Annotated in this window: 5 protein-coding genes; 3 read left to right on the forward strand and 2 right to left on the reverse strand. The window is 67.3% G+C overall.

Going from position 1 to position 20,507, the window contains the following annotated elements:
- Positions 1-20: 20 nt before the first annotated feature.
- Both AB0L58_RS08215 and AB0L58_RS08220 read right to left on the reverse strand, forming a co-directional pair.
- Positions 21-9,974, reverse strand: a complete 9,954-nt coding sequence (locus AB0L58_RS08215) for an SDR family NAD(P)-dependent oxidoreductase (RefSeq protein WP_364383072.1) — start codon at positions 9,972-9,974, stop codon at positions 21-23.
- Positions 9,975-9,990: 16 nt separating this feature from the next.
- Complete coding sequence (locus AB0L58_RS08220) at positions 9,991-17,379, reverse strand: type I polyketide synthase (protein WP_364383075.1); 7,389 nt, start codon at positions 17,377-17,379, stop codon at positions 9,991-9,993.
- Positions 17,380-18,031: 652 nt separating this feature from the next.
- Between AB0L58_RS08220 and AB0L58_RS08225 the strand changes: the two genes are divergently transcribed.
- The 3 genes from AB0L58_RS08225 to AB0L58_RS08235 are packed head-to-tail and all read left to right on the forward strand — an operon-like array spanning position 18,032 to position 20,506.
- Complete coding sequence (locus AB0L58_RS08225; protein WP_364383078.1) at positions 18,032-18,310, forward strand: acyl carrier protein; 279 nt, start codon at positions 18,032-18,034, stop codon at positions 18,308-18,310.
- A 52-nt stretch (positions 18,311-18,362) separates the two neighbouring features.
- Entirely contained in the window at positions 18,363-19,376 is a 1,014-nt protein-coding gene (locus tag AB0L58_RS08230) for a ketoacyl-ACP synthase III family protein (RefSeq protein ID WP_364383081.1), read from the forward strand.
- Positions 19,376-20,506, forward strand: coding sequence for an acyl-CoA dehydrogenase family protein (locus tag AB0L58_RS08235; RefSeq protein WP_364383084.1), 1,131 nt, complete (start codon positions 19,376-19,378; stop codon positions 20,504-20,506). Before AB0L58_RS08230 ends, AB0L58_RS08235 begins: the two co-directional genes overlap by 1 nt.
- Position 20,507 lies beyond the last annotated feature (1 nt).

Genomic DNA, 20,507 nt, shown 5'->3' on the forward strand with positions numbered 1-20,507 from the left:
TTCGAGAGTGGGGGCACGCCTCAGGACTTGCCGAGCTGCGTGCGGATGAAGTCTTCGAGTTCGTCGGCCGACGCGGACCGCAGCACGTCCTTGGTCGTGCGCGCGCCGTCGGATACCGACGTATCACGGAGCTCGGCCAGCAGGCCCTCGAGCCGCGCGCGGGCGTCGCGGCGCTCCGGACTGTCCGCTCGGGCCGCGAGCAGAGTCTCTTCGAGCCGGTCCAGGTCCTGGTGGAGGCGTTGCTCGGGCGACTCCTCGTCCTCGGTCAACTGCTGGTACAGAAACTGGGCGAGGGTCTGCGCCGTGGGGTAATCGAAGACCAGTGTCGCGGGTAGCGACAGCCCGGTGGCGGCCCGCAACCGGCGGTAGGTCTCGACCGCGGCCAAGGAGTCGAATCCCAGATCCTTGAACGACCGATCCGCGGCGATCGCGTCGCATTCGGTGTGCCCGAGGACATCCGCGACCTGCGTGCGCACCGATTCGAGAATCGCCCGGTACTTCTCGGCCTTCGACATGGTGCCGAGCCGCTCCCGCAGCGGCACGATCGTTTCGGCGTCCTCGAGCGGCCGCGCCTCGGGGATTTCCGCGATGAGCGGGCGCGGCCGGAGTGCGGTGTATGTGGTGGCGAACAAGGTCCAGTCCAGGTCGGCGACCGTCAGGGCCGTCTCGTTACTGCCGACCGCCCGGCTCATGGCATTCGAGGCCAGTTCCGGATCCATCAGCCGCACACCTCGGCGGCGCAGGAAGTCGGCGGAGTGGTCGGCTTCGACCATTCCGGCGCCGGCCCAGCCGCCCCACGCCACCGATGTCGCGACCAGTCCGCGGGCTCGCCGCGCCTCGGCCAGGCTGTTCAGGTAGGCGTTGCCCGCGGCGTAGGCGGCCAGCCCGCCGCTGCCCCAGGTGGCCGCGCCGGAGGAGAACAGCACGAACGCATCCAGCGAACGGGTACCGAGCAGTGCGTCGAGATGTTGTGCGCCGGTGACTTTGGGGGCGAGAACCGCGCTGAACTCGGCCGGGGTCAGGTCGGCGATCGGGCGGTGCCGTTCGATTCCGGCCGCGTGGATCACGGCGGTCAGCGGGATATCACCGTCGTCTATCGCGGACAGCACCGCGGCCACCTGATCACGTTCGGTCACATCGCAGGCCACGATGGTCACCCGACCGGTCAGTTCGTCCGCCAGCTCCCTCGCACCGGGAGCGTCGAGCCCGCGACGGCCGGCCAGCACGACATGCTCCGCCCCACCGCGGATCAGCCAGCGGGCCAGGTATCCGCCGATACCGCCCGTGCCGCCGGTGATCAGCACGGTACCCCGTGGTGTCCACCGCACGTGCGCGGCGGAGTGCGGCGCGCGCACCATGCGCCGCCCGTAGCTGCCGGAATGACGCAGGGCCAGTTGATCTTCGGTGTCCGTGCGGGCCAGTAGACCGGGAAGAGCACTGACCAGCGCCGGGTCCCACTCGGCGGGCAGATCGATCGAACCACCCCACCACCTCGGGAACTCGAGGCCCGCCACCTGACCCAGCCCCCACATCTGTCCTTGGCTCGTGCTGTGGATCCGCTCATCCGCATGCACCGCGACCGCGCCGCTGGTCACACACCACATGGGCGCCTCGACACCGGCATCGTGCACGGCCTGGATCAATAGCAGGTTGCCGAGCACACCCCGGGTGGTGTGGGCAGCGGGCTGTTCGTCGAAGGCGGCGAAAGAGACCACACCGGATAGCTCGCCTTCCGCGCGAATGAGCTCGGTCAGATCGGCTCGACTCATCCGGTCGGCATCGATGTCGACCGAGCGCACAAGGGCACCCGCTTCGGTGAACGCCCGCACCACCTCGGCGGGCGGCGCATCACCCGAGCCGACCAGCAGCCACCGGCCGGAGAGCCGAGTACCGCTGTTCGCCAGTGCTTTCCATTCGACGCGGTAGCGCCACGAGTCGGCGGCATCCGCATACCCTCGACCGGAGGCCGAGTCGAGCCAATACCGCCGCCGCTGAAAGGCATACGTGGGCAGTTCGACCAGCTTCCCGCCACGCCTCGCGAGCGCGGTGCGCCACCACTCGGTCAGTGCATCCTGATCTGCGCACAGCGCTTCGATCAGCGACGGCGAATCCGACCGGGCGGCAAGCTCGTCCCATTCCGATGCCGAGAGCGCATCGCGTAAATCCCGCCCGCCCGTCACCCACCGCACGCCATGCTCCGGAAGCACGAACGCCGTACCGGCCACCCCTTGCGACAGCTGCGCCGATTCGGCCAAGCCCGACAGCAATTCGGCACGATCGCAACCGACCACCACCGCACGATGTTCGAAATGCGACCGCATCGTCGCCAAAGACCAACCCACATCGGCTGGATCCCACTCCGGCTGCCGTAGCAGCCAGGCATGCAACCGTCGTGCCTGCGCACGCAATGCCGGTGCGGTACGTGCCGAAATCACCCACGGCACCACCGACAGCCCAGCCGGATCGCGCTGCCGCTCGACAACCTCCGGTGCCTGCTCGAGCACGATATGCGCATTGGTCCCGCTGATCCCGAACGACGAAACTCCGGCCCGCCTCGGCTTGTCCGCGGTATCCCACGACCGCTGTTCGGTCAGCAGTTCGACCGCGCCGGACGCCCAATCCACCTGTGCCGAAGGCGAATCCACGTGCAATGTCTTCGGCAGAATTCCGCGCCGCAGCGCTTCCACCATCTTGATCACACCGGCCACCCCGGCCGCGGCCTGGGTATGGCCGATATTCGACTTCAGCGAGCCGAGCCACAGCGGCCGATCCGCCGATCTGCCCTGCCCATAGGTCGCGAGCAGGGCGTGCGCTTCGATCGGGTCGCCGAGTCGGGTGCCCGTCCCGTGTGCCTCGACGACATCCACTTCGTGCGCCGCGATTCCGGCGTCGGCCAGCGCCTGCCGGATCACCCGCTGCTGTGCGGGACCGTTCGGCGCGGTCAGACCGTTCGAGGCACCGTCCTGGTTGATCGCGGTACCCCGCACCACGGCGAGTACCCGGTGTCCGTTGCGGCGTGCGTCGGACAGTCGCTCTACCACAAGCACACCGGCTCCCTCGGAGAATCCGGTGCCATCGGCCGCCGCGGCGAACGCCTTGCACCGTCCGTCGGCCGCCAGACCACGCTGTTGTGAGAAGTCCACGAACACAGCGGGTGTCGCCATCACGGTCACGCCGCCCGCCAGCGCCATCGAACACTCTCCGGAACGCACCGACCGCACCGCCTGGTGCAGGGCGACCAGCGACGACGAACACGCCGTATCCACCGATATCGCGGGCCCTTCCAGCCCGAGCACATACGCCACCCGCCCGGACACCACGCTGGCCGATGTCCCGGTCAGCACATAGCCGCCGACGCCGTCCTCGGCGGAGGTCATGGTCCCGTAGCCCTGCGCCGCGACGCCGACGAATACACCGGTCGCGCTGCCGCGCAACGACTCCGGCGCGATACCGGCATGTTCCACTGCTTCCCAGCAGGTTTCGAGCAACAGTCGCTGCTGTGGGTCCATGGCCAGGGCCTCACGCGGACCGATCGAGAAGAACTCCGCGTCGAACTCGCCCGCATCCGGTACGAACGCACCCGTGCGCACATAGGATTTGCCCGCGACACCCGGATTCGGATCGAAAATCCCCGCATCCCAACCTCGATCGAGCGGCCAGCTCGACACCACCTCAACACCCTCGGCGACGACATCCCACAGCGCCTCGGCGGACTCCACACCTCCCGGAAAACGGCAGCCCATACCCACGATCGCCACGGCATCATCGGTGTCGGACGCGATCACCGAAACCGAGTCACCTGTGGTCAGCCCGGACAGCTCGCCACCGATGAACCGCGCGAGCTCGGTCACCGTCGGATAGTCGAATGCCACTGTCGTCGGCAGTTTTACGCCGGTCCGCTTGGCCAACCGGTTGCGCAACTCGACCGCGCTGAGCGAGTCGATGCCCAGTTCCCTGAATGCGCGATCAGCGCCGATCTCGGCGGCCGTACCGTACCCGAGCACCGCGGCGACCTCATCCGCGACGAACTCGCGCACCACGGCACCCCGCTGGTCGGGGTCGAGCCCCGCCAACCGGTTGCGCACCGACTCCGGTTTGCCGCCCGCCACCTGACGCCGGACAGTCGAGCCGACCAGACCGCGAAACACATGAGGCACCGCCCCGGCTCGCAGCGCGGCCGTATCCAATCGCATCGGCGCCGTCACGGGCTCGCCGAGCGCTAGTGCCGCGTCCAGCAGCCGTAGACCGTCCGCCGATGTCATCGCCGCGATGCCACCGCGCGTCAACCTGCGCAGATCCACTTCCTGTAGCTGGCCCGTCATGGCGGTGGGCTGCTCCCACAACCCCCACGCCAACGATGTCGCGGGCAGGCCGCGACTGCTGCGATATCGCGCCAGCTCGTCCAGGAAGGAGTTCGCGGCCGCATAACCGCCCTGTCCAGCCGTGCCGATCAGACCCGCCGCGGACGAATACAGGACGAAGGCGGTGAGATCGTGATCGCGTGTGAGCTCGTGCAGATGCCACGCCCCGGCCACCTTCGGGTCCAACACCCGCGCCACCCGCTCCGGCGTCAATGCCGTGACCACACCGTCATCGAGCACGCCCGCGGCGTGCACCACACCCCGGAGCGGATGTGCCCGCGGCACCTCGGCGAGCACTGCGGCCAACGCATCCCGATCCGCGACATCACATGCGGCGAAGGTCACCGTCTCGGCACCGGCGGCGAGCAGCTCCGATCGTAACTTCGTTGCATCCGGTGCCGCCGCACCGCGCCGACTCACCAACAATAGATGTCGAATTCCATTGGCCGCCACCAGATGTCGCGCTGCCATTGATCCGAGCACACCGGCGGCCCCGGTGATCAGCACCGTTCCCCACGCATCCCAGGTCGCGTCTATGCCGAGCACATTCTTGCCGATATGCTTGCCCGCGCTCATGAATCGGAAGGCCTGCCGGGCCCGGCGCACATCCCACACCCGGACCGGCGGTGCGTCGAAGACCCGCTGCCGGAACAAATTCAGTACCTCGGCCAACATCTCGCGGATCCGGGGTCCGCCCGCGTCGTCGAGTTCGAAGGTCAGATAATCGATCTCGGGGTACTGCTTCGGGTCACGGACATCTGTCTTGCCCATCTCGACAAACCGCCCGCCGCGCGCGGTCAGCCGCAATGACGCGTCGGTGAACTCTCCGGCCAGCGCATTGAGAACCACATCGAAACCCTTTCCGCCGGTGGCGGTTCGGAATCGGTCCTCGAATTCCGTCGAACGCGACGACGCGATGTGCGCATCATCCAGCCCCAGCTCACGCAGGACACTGTGCTTCGCCGGGCTCGCCGTGGCGTACACCTGCGCGCCGAGGTGACGGGCCAGTTGGATTGCCGCCATCCCCACGCCACCGGTGCCCGCGTGCACGAGAACGGCCGCACCGGCGCACAGTCCCGCCAGATCCACCAATCCGTAGTAGGCCGTCAGATAGACCGCGGGAATGGCCGCCGCACGGACGAACGACCATTCGGCAGGCATCGGTGCCACCATCCGTGCATCGGCGACCGCGATCGGGCCGAACGCCGCCGGAAACAGACCGAGTACCCGGTCACCGGGGGCCAGAGCGTCGACTCCAGCACCGACCTCCAGCACCACCCCCGCGCCTTCGGCACCGAGCACGGGTTCGCCTGGATACATATCCAACGCGATCAGCACATCGCGGAAGTTCACCGCGGCGGCGCGCACCTCGACCCGCACCATGCCCGGTGCCAGCGGCGCGTTCGCTTGTGCGTAGGGCAGCAGCGCGAGCCCGTCGATGCTCCCGGCTTCCGTGCGGTCCAGCCGCCATGTCGGTGCTGCGGGCACCTCGAGTTCGGCGGCCGAAGACCGTACCAGGCGGGCTGCATACGCCTGCCCCGCGCGCAGGACCAGTTGCGGCTCCGATGAATCCAGCGCGGCTCGTATCGCGGCCACCGCGTGCACCGAATCGTCCAGATCGAGCAGCAGGATCCGATCCGGATTCTCCGCTTGCGCCGAACGCAGCAGACCCCAGACCGCCGCGCCGGCGAAAGCGGAACCGGCCCTGGTCGATTCAGCGTTGTCGACGACGATTGCGTTGCGAGTCAGCAGCACCAGACGGGTACCGGACAGCCGCTCGTCGGCCAGCCACTGCTGAACCAGCCGCAACGCCGTGTCGACCGAGGTGTACACACTTTCGACCACTTCTACGCCCGGCGTTGGCAGCGACATCACCGTCACCGCCGGAATCGGCTCCCCCGCAGCGATTCCCGTCTGCAAGCGGTCGAGATCCCCGTATGACCTCGTCACCGGCACATCGATGTCGTCGGCAGTGCCGATGCGCACCCAATCCTCGGAGGTACCGGCGACCTCGGGAACAGCGACCGGCACCCACTCGGGGGTGAGCAACGAACCATCGACGGTGGCCCGCAGCGATTCGGGCGCGGCTTCCCGCAATGTCAACGACTCGATCGTCGCAACGGGTCGCCCCTGGTCATCGGCCAAGTCCACCGACACCGCGTCCGCGGCGACCGGCGCGACCCGCACGCGCAGACTCGCCGCACGCTTGGCATGTACGCGCACCCCGCTCAACGAGAAAGGCAGGGCCGCACCATGTTCAGCACCGGCAAGCAATACGTGCAATGCACTGTCGAACAGCGCGGGATGCAGCAGGTACCCGTCGTATCCACCAGCCGGATCCACCGACAGCGCGGCCTCGGCGAAATATTCGCCGTCCCGCCGCCACACCCGACGCAAACCCCGAAACGCCGGACCATAGCTGTATCCACGCTCAGCCGCCCGCCGGTAGAGATCGACCGGATCCACCTCGGCCGCACCGCGCGGCGGCCACTGCCCCCATTCCGCCACTGCCGCCTCGGAATCCACGGACAGCACGCCGACCGCATGCCGGGTCCATTCGCCCGTGCTCGCCGACGGGCGCGAGTACACCGCTACCTCGCATCGCCCGTCTTCGGGAGCCGACACCACGGCCTGCACCGTGCATCCGCCGCGCTCGGGCATCAGTAGCGGAGCGGGCAGCGTCAACTCCTCGACTCGCCCGCAGCCGACCCGGTCACCCGCGGCAATCACCAACTCCACCAGCGCCGTTCCCGGCACCAACACCACATCCGCCACGGCATGATCGATCAGCCACGGATGCTTCGACAACGACAATTCGCCCGTCAGCACCACACCGCCGTCGGCCATATCCACGCCTGCGGGCAAAAGCGGATGCCGAATTCCGGCCGGATCAGCGCTCCACTCCAGCCAATAGCGCTTGCGCTCGAACGGATAACGAGGCAATGGCACATGTACCCCACCGGTCACCGACGGCGCCCAATCCACCCCGACACCGCGCACGAAGAGGCCGGCCGCCTGCCGCAACAGCTCATCGAAACCGCCGTGCTCACGTCGCAGCGTCCCGGCGATCACCGCATCGACGCCCGCGTCCTCGACGGTCTCGGCGACACCGAGGGTGAGGACCGGATGCGGACTCACCTCCACGAACGTCCGATACTCCGCCGCTGCCAGACCTCGCACCGCATGCTCGAATTCCACGGGCTCGCGCAGGTTGCGGTACCAGTACTCGACGTCCATGGCCGCGGTGTCCAGCCAGCCGCCGGTCACCGTCGACCACACCGGAATGGTCGCCGAACGTGGTGTGACAGTCGTCAATTCGCGCAGCAACTGGTCGCGGACCGGCTCGACCTCGGCCGAATGCGATGCGTAGTCGACCGGAATCAGGCGCACCCCGATCCCGGCGGCCACCAACTCCGCGAAGTATTCGTCGGCCGCGGATGCGGTGCCCGAAACCACCACCGAGCGCGGGCCGTTGACCGCCGCGATAGACAGCTTCCGGTGCCGGGCACGCAGTGATTCCGCGACCTCCGCGCGCGACAGCGGCACAGCGAGCATCCGGCCATTGCCCGCCAGCTCGCGCAGCAGCCGACTGCGTCGTGCGATGAGTACCGCCGCGTCGTCGAGCGAAAGACCGCCCGCCACACAGACCGCGGCGATCTCGCCCTGCGAGTGACCGACCACGGCATCGGGCCGCACACCGAGTGATCGCCAGACCTCGGCGAGTGACACCATTACCGCGAACAGCGCGGGCTGGATCACGTCCACCCCCTGCGCATCGCCGGTGCCGACCACGACCTCGGTCACCGACCAGCCGAGCAGCGGTGCCAGCGCCTGGTCACATCGGGTCAAAGCGTCGGCGAAAACCGGGGATTCGGCATGCAGCTGCCGCGCCATGCCGATCCATTGCGACCCCTGACCGGGGAAGACGAATACGACACCGCCGGGATTCGGTTCGGCCACACCGACTTCGACGGCCGTACCGTCGGCGATTTCGGCCAACCTCGCAAGCAGAGTGGGGCGATCGGCACCCACGACCACCGCGCGATGCGCGAACCGTGCCCGCGAATGCAGCAGCGACCAGCCGATATCCAGCACGGACAACTCCGGATCGGCGCGCACCTGTGTCAGCAACCGTTGCGCCTGTGCCCGCAATGCGTTCGCACTCTTCGCCGACAACACCCACGCCACGGCAGGCGGCTCGTGCGTCTCATCGGCGGCAGGAGGATCGGCGGCAGGCGCCTCTTCCAGGATGACGTGCGCGTTGGTACCACTGATACCGAACGACGACACCCCCGCGCGGCGCGGCCGCGTACCACGATCCCAGCGCCGCTGCTCGACGAGCAGCCGCACCCCACCCGAGGACCAATGGATCCGCGACGACGGCACATCCACGTGCAGCGTCTTCGGCAGCAGAGCGTGGCGCATCGCCTGCACCATCTTGATTACGCCGCCGACACCGGCAGCCGCCTGGGCATGGCCGATATTCGACTTCAGCGATCCCAGCCAGAGCGGGCGATCGACCGGCCGATCCTGGCCGTAGGTGGCGAGCAATGCCTCCGCCTCGATCGGATCGCCGAGCCGAGTACCCGTCCCATGTGCCTCGACGACATCCACCTCGTGCGCCGAGACTCCGGCATCGGCCAGCGCCTGTCGGATCACCCGCTGCTGTGACGGACCGTTCGGCGCGGTCAGTCCGTTGGAGGCACCGTCTTGATTGATCGCGGTGCCCCGCACCACCGCAAGCACCCGGTGACCATTGCGCTGGGCATCGGAAAGGCGTTCGAGCACAAGCAATCCCGCCCCCTCCGACCATCCGGCCCCATCGGCGGCCTCGGCGAAGGCCTTGCACCGGCCGTCGGCGGCAATGACCCGCTGACGCGCGAATTCGACGAGCAGTCCCGGCGTCGCCAGCACACACACCCCGCCCGCCAAGGCCAGTGAACTCTCGCCGGACCGCAGTGATCGCACCGCCAGATGCAGGGCCACCAGTGAGGACGAACACGCCGTATCTATCGTGACCGCGGGTCCGACGAGCCCGAGACAGTAGGCGACGCGTCCCGACGCCACACTGGCAATGCCCCCGGTGACCGCCAAACCTTCCAGTTCCTCAGGCATCCGGCCCATCGGCGGCCCATAGTCCTGGTCGGTCAGCCCGGCGAAGACACCGGTGGCGCTGCCGTGCAGCGACGCCGGATCGATTCCGGCATCCTCCAACGCCTCCCAGGCCGTCTCCAGCAGCACACGCTGCTGCGGATCCATTGCCAAGGCCTCGCGCGGACTGATTCCGAAGAAGCTCGCGTCGAATTCGTCGGCGTCATAAAGAAATCCGCCCGTCCGGGTATACGTCGTGCCCGCCGCATCGGCATCCGCATCGAAAACGCTCTCGTCCCAGCCGCGATTCATCGGCAGTCCGGAGACCACATCCGCGCCCTCGGATACCAACTGCCACAACTCATCCGCCGAGTGCACCGCCCCCGGGAACCGGCAGCCGATACCGACAATGGCGATCGGCTCGTGCTGCCGCGCCTCGAGCTCGCGCAGCTTGCCACGGGCAATCCGGGTATCCGCTATCGAGCGCTTGAGATGCTCCCGGAGCTTGTCTTCGATGGTCATGGTTACTTCCTGCCGGTCAGTCGACCTCGTCGACGAGTGCGAACAGTTCTTCGTCGGTGGCCGAATCGAGATCGGGATAGTCGGGAGCATCCGGAAACCCGACGGACCCCGCGCAGATATCCAGCATTCGGCGCAGCCTTGCCGCGGCCTCGGGCCGCAGGAGGTCGTCGGTGATCAGATCGGCGAGCTCGGATTCGAGTGCATCGATCCGCTCGAGTACCGGCCGCGCGGCGTCGGTGAGGCGACCCAGCAGATGCGTGGTCAGATCGGCGATTGTCGGGTAGTCGTATGCCAGGGCGGTCGGCAGTTGCACACCGGTCAGCCGCGTCAGCTGGTTGCGTAGTTCGACGGCGGTCAGCGAATCGAGTCCGAGATCCTGGAAGGCCTGGTCGTCACGGACGGCCGTCGGGTCGTATCCGAGCACTGCGGCGACCTCGGCGACCACCAGCCGGCGCACCATCCGGTGCCGGTTCCCGGTATCCAGCGTGGCGAGGCGGGCCCGCAAACTCGGCGAACCCGGTGCCGCATCCGGTTCGGCCCGCACGAGCTCGCGCAGCGCTGCCGGCCCGTCACTCGACAGCGCCGCGATATCGAGTCGCATCGGTGCGAGCATCGGCTCCCCCAGCGCGAGCGCCGCATCCAGCAGGCGCAGTCCCTGCGCCGAACTCAGTGGCAGCACCCCGGATCGCGCGAACCGACGCAGATCCGTTCCCCGCAGCTGATCGGCGATCCCGCCGGAGCCGCCCCACAGCCCCCACGCCAATGATGTCGCGGGCAAACCCGATTCGACGCGATACCGGGCCAACTCGTCCAGGAACGAATTCGCCGCCGCATAACTGCCCTGCCCACCGGCACCGAGCATGCCGGATACCGATGAGTACAGGACGAATGCCGTGAGTTCGAGCTGGCTGGTCAGCTCGTGCAGCAGCCATGCTCCCGCGACCTTCGGCGCGAGCACTCGATCGATGCGCTCGGCGGTCAACCCGGTCACGACACCGTCGTCGAGTATGCCCGCGGTGTGCACCACACCCCGCAGCCGATGCGCGGCTGGAACCGTAGCCAGCACCCGCGCCAATCCCTCCCGATCGGCCACATCACCTGCCGCGAAGGTCACGGATTCGGCACCGGAGGCCAGCAATTCCGAGCGCAATTGCACCGCGCCCGGCGCGTGTTCACCTCGCCGACTCAACAGCAGCAGATGCCGAACCCCGTGTGCGGCAACCAGATGCCGCGCCGTCATGGATCCGAGCATCCCCGAGGCGCCGGTGACGAGCACCGTCCCGTCCGGGTCCCACGCAGTGGGGTCCCCCGCCCCGGAATCAGCGCGCGTCAATCGAGGTACCCTCGCTCGCCCGACACGCAAAATCACGTGTGGTTCACCTGATTCCAGTGCTGCGGGCAGCAGATCGCGTGATTCCGTGGTCCCGTCGAGCTCGATACGCACGAATCGATCCGGGTGCTCGGTCTGAACGGTGCGCAGCAATCCGTCCAATGCGCTGCCGGCGAAGCGGGCTGAATCCTGCTCCGCCGCAGCACAAGTGAGAAAAACCAGCCGCGTTTCGACCAGCCTCTGCTCGGCCAGCCACGCTTGCACCAACTGCGTGGCACTGCGCACCGTCGCATGGACACCGTCGACAACTCCCGTAGCCGGAAAAGGCAACGAGGTCAGTACGACCGTCGGAACCCGCGCACCGGATTCCAGCGCGGCCGTCAGTTCCGGCAGACCCTCGAACGATCGGACCGATTCCGCGATAGCCGCATCGCGCGGGCCGAGGTGAACCCAATCCTGTTGCGCCGCTGAAGTATCGGACAATTCGACAGCGACGGACTCGAGCCGGTAGAGCGCGGCGTCATCGTCGCTACCAGCACCGGACTCCGGGTCGAGCCAATACCGCTGGCGATCGAAGGCATACGTGGGCACGTCGATTCGCGTGCCGCCGGTGAGCACCTGACGCCAGTCGACCGGTACGCCCCGAACGAACACTCCGGCCACCGCGGCCAGCAGGTGGGCAGATTCGTCGCGATCGGCACGCAGCGCGGACACCGCCGTGACCGAGTCCGGCAGCGTCTCCGCCAGCGCGGTCGTCAGCGTCGCGTCGGGCCCCAGTTCGAGGAATACCTCGATGCCCTCGTCGTGGGCCGTCTCGGCGGCGGCGGCGAACCGAACCGGCTGTCGCACATGCTCGACCCAGTAGTCCGGAGTGCACATAGTCCGCGGCTCGACCAGCGCACCGGTCACTGTGGAGACAATGGGTATCCGCGGCGAAGCGAACGCTAATCCCTCTACCACACACCGGAATTCAGCCAACATCGGCACCATCAACGGCGAATGGAACGCATGCCCCACCCGCAACTGCTTGACCCGCCGACCCCGCTCCCGCAACACATCCCCGATCCGGGCGACTTCCGTTGCGGCGCCGGAAACCACGGCCGACGATGGTCCGTTCACCGCCGCCAAACCCACCGAGTCCGGCCGGCCCGCCAGCAGTTCGACAATCTCGTCCTCGGTGGCCTGCACCGCCGCCATCGCACCCCCGGACGGCAGCGCCTGCATCAACCGCCCGCGCGCCGCGACCAGCACACAGGCATCCGCGAGCGACAACACCCCCGCCACATGTGCCGCGGTGATCTCCCCTACCGAATGCCCCAGCAGTACATCCGGGCGCACACCCCAGGACTCCACCAACCGGAACAGCGCCACCTCCACCGCGAACAATGCGGGCTGCGCCAACCCGGTCCCGTCCAGACCGTCACCCGAGATCACCACATCTCGTATCGAGGTCCCCGACAACCTGTCCAGGTGGCGGCAGACCTCGTCGAAAGCCGCGGCGAACACCGGGTATTCGGCATAGAGCCGCTGCCCCATCCCCACTCGCTGCGAACCCTGCCCCGCGAACGCGATCGCCAGCCGACCAGAACCGGCCACGCCGCTCAACGCGGTCGAGCCCGCCGCGACGGTAGCCAACCCGGCCGACAACTCGGCACGATCCCGCCCGAGCACCACCGCACGGTGGTCGAGCAATGCGCGAGTGGTCACCAGCGACCAACCCACATCACGTATCGCCAGCTCCGGCCGCTCCCCCACCCACGCCGCCAACCGACCCAACTGACCGGCCAATGCCGAAGCACTCCGCGCCGATATCACCCACGGCACAACTCCGGAACCGGTCGGCGAGGACTCGATGATCGAGTTCTCCTGCGCCGGAGCCTCCTCCAGGATCACGTGTGCATTGGTGCCGGAAATCCCGAACGCCGACACTCCGGCACGCCGTGGCCGGTCCTCGGCCTCCCACTGACGTTCCTCGGTCAGCAACCGCACCGCACCTGCCGACCAATCGATATGGGACGAGGGCGAATCCACGTGCAGGGTCCGCGGCAACACCCCGTTCCGCAGCGCCTGCACCATTTTGATCACACCCGCCATCCCGGCGGCGGCCTGCGCGTGACCGATATTCGATTTCACCGATCCCAGCCACAGCGGCCGCACCCGATCCTGCCCGTAGGTCGCCAGCAGCGCCTCCGCCTCGATCGGATCACCGAGCCGGGTGCCGGTGCCGTGCGCCTCCACCACATCCACCTCTGCCGCGGGCACGCGCGCATCGGCGAGCGCCTGCCGGATAACCCGTTGCTGCGACGGTCCATTCGGCGCGGTCAGACCATTGGAGGCGCCGTCCTGATTCACCGCACTCCCGCGCACGACGGCCAGCACCCGATGACCATTGCGGCGCGCGTCGGACAACCGTTCCACCGCGAGCACCCCGACCCCCTCCGACCACCCCGTCCCGTCGGCGGCCTCGGCGAAGGACTTGCAGCGGCCGTCCGCGGCCAGCCCGCCCTGTCGCGTGAACTCCACGAACATTCCCGGCGTCGACAGCACCGTCGCCGCACCGGCCAGCGCCAGCGAACATTCCCCCGCCCGCAGCGACCGCACCGCGAGGTGCAGTGCGACCAGCGAGGACGAGCACGCGGTATCCACCGACACCGCTGGCCCCACCAATCCCAGGCTGTAGGCGACCCGGCCCGATGCCACACTCGGTGTCACCCCGGTCAGTGCAAGACCCGCGACCCGCTCCGACCCCTGTCCGATGCGCGGCCCGTAATCCTGGGCCGTCAACCCGGTGAATACACCGGTTGCGCTGTCCCGCAGCGAATTCGGGTCGATGCCCGCGTCCTCCAGCGCTTCCCACGACGTCTCCAGCAGCAATCGCTGCTGCGGATCCATCACCAATGCCTCGCGCGGACTGATCCCGAAGAATCCGGCATCGAAATCGGCCGCAGCCACCAGGAACCCACCCCGATGGATATCGGCGGGCCAGCCACGGTCGCCCGGCATCGGTGCGATAACATCGCCCGCGTCCAGCACCAGCCGCCACAGTGCGTCCGGCGAGTCGATCGAACCGGGATAGCGGCAGGCCATCCCGATGATCGCGATATCGTCATCACGCACCCGCCCCGCCGACGCGGGCTCCTCGCGCCGCATCCGATCCGCACCCGACAGCTCGCGGCAGACATGATCGGTCAGCGCTTCGATGGTCGGATAGTTGAACAGAACACCGGCCGCCAAACGCGTTCCGAGCGCGGATGTCAGCCGGTTGCGCAATTCGACCGACCCCGCGGAGTCGAACCCGAGGTCGGCGAAGGTGATCCGTTCGGCATCGGCTCGCTCGAGTTCCGTGCGCAGGATGTGCTCGGTCGCTTCTCGAATCAGCTTCCGAACGTTGCGTTCCCGCTCGGAAGCGGGCAGAGCCGCCAGTTCCGTCGCGGGACCGGAAGATATCGGATGCCTCGGGCGTTCCGTGTCATCGTCGAACCAATACCGTTGACGATCGAAGGCATACGTCGGGAGCGGGACTCGGGTTCCACCGCCGAGCACCGCGGTCCACGCCACCGTCGCGCCTCGAACGAACAACTCGGCAACAGCGGTCAGTAGCAGAGTGGGTTCGTCTCGGTCGGCACGCAGCGCGGGCACCGCTGTCGCCGAATCCGGCAAACCCTCGCTCAATGCCGTGGACAGGGCCGCATCCGGGCCCAACTCGATGAACGATTCGACACCAGCCGCGTAGGCGGTCCGGGCCGCATCGGCGAAGCGGACCGGTCGACGGACGTGCTCGACCCAATACTCCGCAGTACCCAGCGTCTGTGGCTCGACCAGCGCACCGGTCACCGTCGAGATCATCGGCAACCGTGGCGGCGTAAACGTCAATCCTTCTACTACACCTCGGAATTCGTCCATCATCGGCGCCATCAGCGGCGAATGCGACGCATGACTCACGCGCAGCCGCTTGACCCGCCGCCCCCACGAACGCAGTACATCGAGGACCGCATCGACCGCATCCGCACGCCCGGAAATCACCACCGACGACGGACCGTTCACCGCCGCGATACCGAGGTCGTCCGCACGTCCCGCGATCAGGTCCGCGAGCTCGTCCTCGGTGGCCTGCACCGCCGCCATCGCACCGCCCGACGGCAGTGCCTGCATCAACCGCGCACGCGCGGTCACCAGTACACACGCATCCGCCAACGACAGCACCCCCGCCACATGCGCCGCCGCGATCTCCCCCATCGAATGCCCGAACACCACCGCCGGCCGCATACCCCAGGACGTCAGCAGCCGGAACAGCGCGACCTCCAGCGCGAACAGCGCGGGCTGCGAATGGCGCATCCCATCGAAGCCGTCCCCGACGATGGTCACCTCCCGCAAGGAGACGCCGAGTATCGGATCGACGAACCGGCATACCTCGTCGAAAGCCCCGGCGAACAGCGGATATTCGGCATACAGCTGCTGCCCCATACCCGCCCGCTGCGCCCCCTGCCCAGGGAAGACAAAGCCCACCCCGCTCGATCCGGCCGCGGTGGCGCCCGCGGTGACCGCGGCCAACCCAGCCGACAACTCGGTTCGGTCCCGCCCCAACACCACCGCGCGGTGCTCGAACAACGACCGAGTAGTCACGAGCGACCAGCCCACATCCCCCACAGCCAGCTCCGGACGCGCACCGACCCATGCACCCAACTGGGCCGCCTGACCAGCCAACGCCGAAGCACTCCGCGCCGAAATCACCCACGGCACAATCCGATCCGATACCCGATCGTCCGTCTCGGGCACTCCGGGCTCGGGCCGATCCGACAGCACCATATGGCAATTCGAGCCACCCATGCCGAATGAACTCACTCCGGCCACGAGCGCACGTCCGCTGTCGGGCCAGCTCCTCGCCTCGCGCGGTATTTCCAGGCCCAGTTGTGTCAGCGGGATATCCGCATTGGGCTCGACGAAGTCGGGCATGCCCGGCAGTCGCCGATTACGCACGCACAGTGCGGTTTTGATGAATCCGGCAATGCCAGCTGCTGCCTCGAGATGTCCGATGGCGGCCTTGATGCTGCCGACTACCAGGTCACTATCGCGTTCCGCGGCGTTGCCCAGGACGGTACCGAGCGATTCGGCCTCGATCGGATCACCCACTCGCGTTCCGGTGCCGTGCAATTCGACATACTGAACCGCCGCGGGATCGATGCCCGCATCCCGATATGCCGAACGGAGCACCGCGCACTGCGCGCCGACACTCGGTGCCGTGACATCCGCACCTGCCCCGTGCCCGACCGCGCTACCTCTGATGACGCAATAGATTTGGTTGCCCGCCGCCACCGCGCTCGACAGCCGCCGCAGCACGACCACGCCGACACCCTCACCGCGCACGAACCCGTTCGCCCGCTCGTCGAAGGTGTGGCACCGCCCGTCCGGTGAGAGTCCACCCCATTCGGCGAATATGTCCGAATTCTCCTGGTTCGCCACGATATTCACGCCTGCGGCCACGGCCAGCTCCGACTCACCACTCAGCACGCTCCGGTACGCCAGGTGCGTAGCCATCAACGACGAGGACTGCCCGGTATCGACGACCAGGCTCGGTCCGGTGACGCCGAGGAAGTGCGACAGCCGATTCGCGATCAGACTGCGCTGAATACCGGGCGCGGTCGCGACCGAGACCCGGTCCATGCCCTGACGCCGGGTCAGCTCGGCATAGTCGTCCCACATCGCGCCGACGAATACCCCGACCCGCCGCTCACGCAGGTGCTCCGGAATGATGCCCGCATCCTCGAATGCCGCCCAGCCGAGCTCCAATATCAACCGCTGCTGGGGATCCACCGCGCGGGCATCGGCGACCACCGAGCCGAAGAATCCCGCGTCGAACAGGTCGGCGTCATCGAGGAAGATGCCGCGCGACACGTGATCGGTGCGCGGATCCATCGTCCGGCGCGAATCGGGCAGGCGCGCGGTAATACCCGTGCCGCGCAGCAACATATCCCACAGTTCCGATACGGACGCGCTGCCCGGAAAACGGCATGCGATGCCCACCACTGCCACCGGATCATCCGCCGCGTACACATCGGTTTCATCGTCCGGCTCGGCCACGTGAAAAACACCCTTTCCGCGAAATTACCGAATTACCGTCGTCCGCACCGGAGAGCTTCGGGAGCCAGCGCGAGCGCGCACACAGCGCAGTAAAGTTAAGAATTCAACTAGTCGATAGAACATGTTCTTATCTGATTATCGAATAGCCCCCCGACAAGCAATATGTCGATGCCTATGACAGCAATTCCGACGAGCCCGACCCGTGCCACACCCACGCCGTCGACAGCGATGGACAACGACTACGAAACCTCACCCATCCACCGATCAGCACCACGACAGCACCATGATTCGCGCCAGCAGCGGCGGCCGACCACCCCTTCGAACCATCCGGTGCGCGCGTGCGACGAATGGGGACTGATCTCGGACAACTTCCTGCTCCTCCGGGTCGTCGATCCCCCACGAACGCACTATAGAACACGTTCTACGTCTCGGAAAGCTGGCGAAAAATGAAATCTACACTTTTCGATTACTCTCACTTATCTGAGCTGGTAACGAGGAAATACTCGCGAACCATTTGCGGCAACCGCGAGTTCGGGGTTGCCCGATACCGTTGCGCAAGGCATGATTTCCGTCGCGGGCGCCAAAGCCGCGCCCCGGTCTCCCAGTCCGCGCACCCGGTATACCGGTCGACGCACCCGGCGAAAGGAAGCAGATGACCGCGACGGGCGAACCCGAATCCGCCGAACTGGTCGCCGAACTGGTCGAATACGTCGGCACCGAACTGCTCGGACCGGGCGAGGCCGAAGGGCTCACCGGAACCACACCGCTGCTGGAATGGGGTGTGCTGAATTCCATCAAGTCGGCGCGGCTGGTGGCGCACATTCGCAATCAGATGGGCATCCGGATTCCGCCAGAGAGCATGACCGGCACGAACTTTCGCGATCTGGCGAGCATCGCGCGCCTGATCGACTCGCTGCGCGCCGCCTCGTGATCCTCGGCGCGCGCCATCCGGCGCCGCGCCCGACAGCCCAGGGAGCAACCCAGTGATACCCGACAACATCTTCCTCCGGGGAATCGGCACCTACCGACCCGAAGTGGTCGGCATCGAATCCGCGGTGGCGCAGGGCCTGTTTCCCGCGGACGTCGATCCCTCCGGTCGGCTGGGCACCATGGTGTCGACCGATATGTCCGCACCCGAGATGGCCCTGGTGGCCGCGCGGCAGGCCTTGCAGCGGGCGGATGCGACCGCGGAGCAGGTCGATTTGCTGCTCTACGCCGATGCCTATCACGCGGGCCCGCTCGGCTGGCTGCCCCAGTCCTATCTGCAGCGAAAGCTGGTAGGCGGCAGGGCATTCGCGGCCGGTATCCGGCAGGGCTGTAATGGCGTGCTCGGTGCACTCGAACTGTCGGCCGCCTACCTGCGCTCGTCCCCTGACCACGCCATCGCGCTGGTCGCCGCCGCCGACAACTTCACCACCACCGAGCTCGATCGCTGGCGGTGCGGCCCGCATATGCTCTTCGCGGACGGCGCCTCGGCACTGGTGGTCGGCAAACAAGGTTTTGCCAGGATCGCCGCCATCGGCTCGCTGTCGCTGCCCGAATTCGAAGAGCTGCACCGCGGTTCCGAACCGCTGCTCCCCGCGGGCAAGCATCTGGATTTCGCGGCGCGCCAACTCGAATTCGAGGCCACCGACGTCGGCAAGGACTTCGGGATGGGTCTGGTGGCCGCCGTGCCGAAGCTGAAGGAGCAACTGCTCGACGAAGCCGGTATCGATACCGATCGGATCACCCGGGTCTTCTTGCAGAACGCGACGCGCGTATTCGTCGAGGATGTGCTGCTGAACCTGCTGGAACTGCCGCTGTCTCGCTCGACGTGGGATTTCGGCAGACGGATCGGACACGCCGGTGCCAGCGACTATGCCATGGCATTCGATCACGTGCTCGAGACGGGCCAGGTCGGCCCCGGCGATCACGTCCTCGCCTTCGGTGTCGCACCCGGATTCAGCCTCGCGGGAGCGGTTTTCGAGATCACGGACGCCCCCGGCTGGCTGAACTGATGGAGTTCGCCTGGACCGCGGCGCAGCGGCAGCGCTATGAGGACGCATTCGCCGCCGCCCGAGACGCCTTTCCCGAAGAACGCGCGCACTCGTTCGACCGCGAAAGTTGGCGGGTACTTGGCGAACTCGGCCTGCTCGGCGCCTGCCTGTCGCCCGAATACGGCGGCCAGGGGCTCGGCGCACTCGATACGGCCCGTATATTCGAGGCATTCGGACATGGTTGCGCGGATACCGGTTTGGTCTTCGCGGCGGCCGCGCACCTGTTCGCCTGTGCCATGCCGATCGCCGAATTCGGCTCGCCCGCACTACGAGAGCGCCTGCTACGTGGGATGGCCGCCGGGGAGCTCGTCGCGGGCAATGCCATGACCGAGGCCGACGCCGGTTCCGATGTCGGGCGGCTGAGCACGGTCGCCGAACGAGTCGATGGCGGGTACCGGCTGACCGGGACCAAAACCTTCGTCAGTAACGGTCCGGTGGCCGATGTATTCGTCACATACGCCGTAACCGACCCGACGGCAGGACATTTCGGCATCAGCGCATTCGTGGTCGATGCCACCGCGCCCGGCGTGCTGCTCGATGAACCGCTTCACAAACTCGGCATGGACGGCTGTGCGGCCGGTGCGGTGACCTTCGACGATTGCCCGGTGCCGGAACAGAATTTGCTCGGCGCAGCGGGACAGGGCTCGGCGGTCTTCCAACACTCCATGGGCTGGGAGCGAGCCTGCCTGTTCGCGCTCTATATCGGCCTACAGGACCGGTTGATCGAGCAGACCGTCCGACATGTGCGCGGGCGCAAGCAATTCGGTCAGCGGCTGGCCGACTTCCAATCGGTCACCAACCGCATTGTCGATATGAAGGTCAGGGTCGAAAGCGCCCGCCTGCTGCTGTACCGAACCTGCTGGGCCCACGATGCCGGCGAACACACAGTGCTGTACGCCGCGCTGTCCAAACTCGCCACCTCCGAGGCCGCACTGGCCAGCGCCACCGACGCCGTCCAACTATTCGGCTATCGCGGATACCTGCGCGGCAACGGCATCGAATCGGCCTTGCGAGATGCCATGGGCAGCACCATCTTTTCGGGTGCCTCCGATATTCAGCGACAGCTGATCGCCATCGAAATGGGGTTGTGAA

Origin of the sequence: Nocardia sp. NPDC052112 (assembly GCF_040680135.1) — a bacterium.
Classification (GTDB): Bacteria; Actinomycetota; Actinomycetes; order Mycobacteriales; family Mycobacteriaceae; genus Nocardia.

Coding starts and splice junctions, on each gene's coding strand:
- AB0L58_RS08215 (WP_364383072.1), bottom strand. CDS start 9,974: ATGACCATCGAAGACAAGCTCCGGGAGCATCTCAAGCGCTCGATAGCG.
- AB0L58_RS08225 (WP_364383078.1), top strand. CDS start 18,032: ATGACCGCGACGGGCGAACCCGAATCCGCCGAACTGGTCGCCGAACTG.
- AB0L58_RS08235 (WP_364383084.1), top strand. CDS start 19,376: ATGGAGTTCGCCTGGACCGCGGCGCAGCGGCAGCGCTATGAGGACGCA.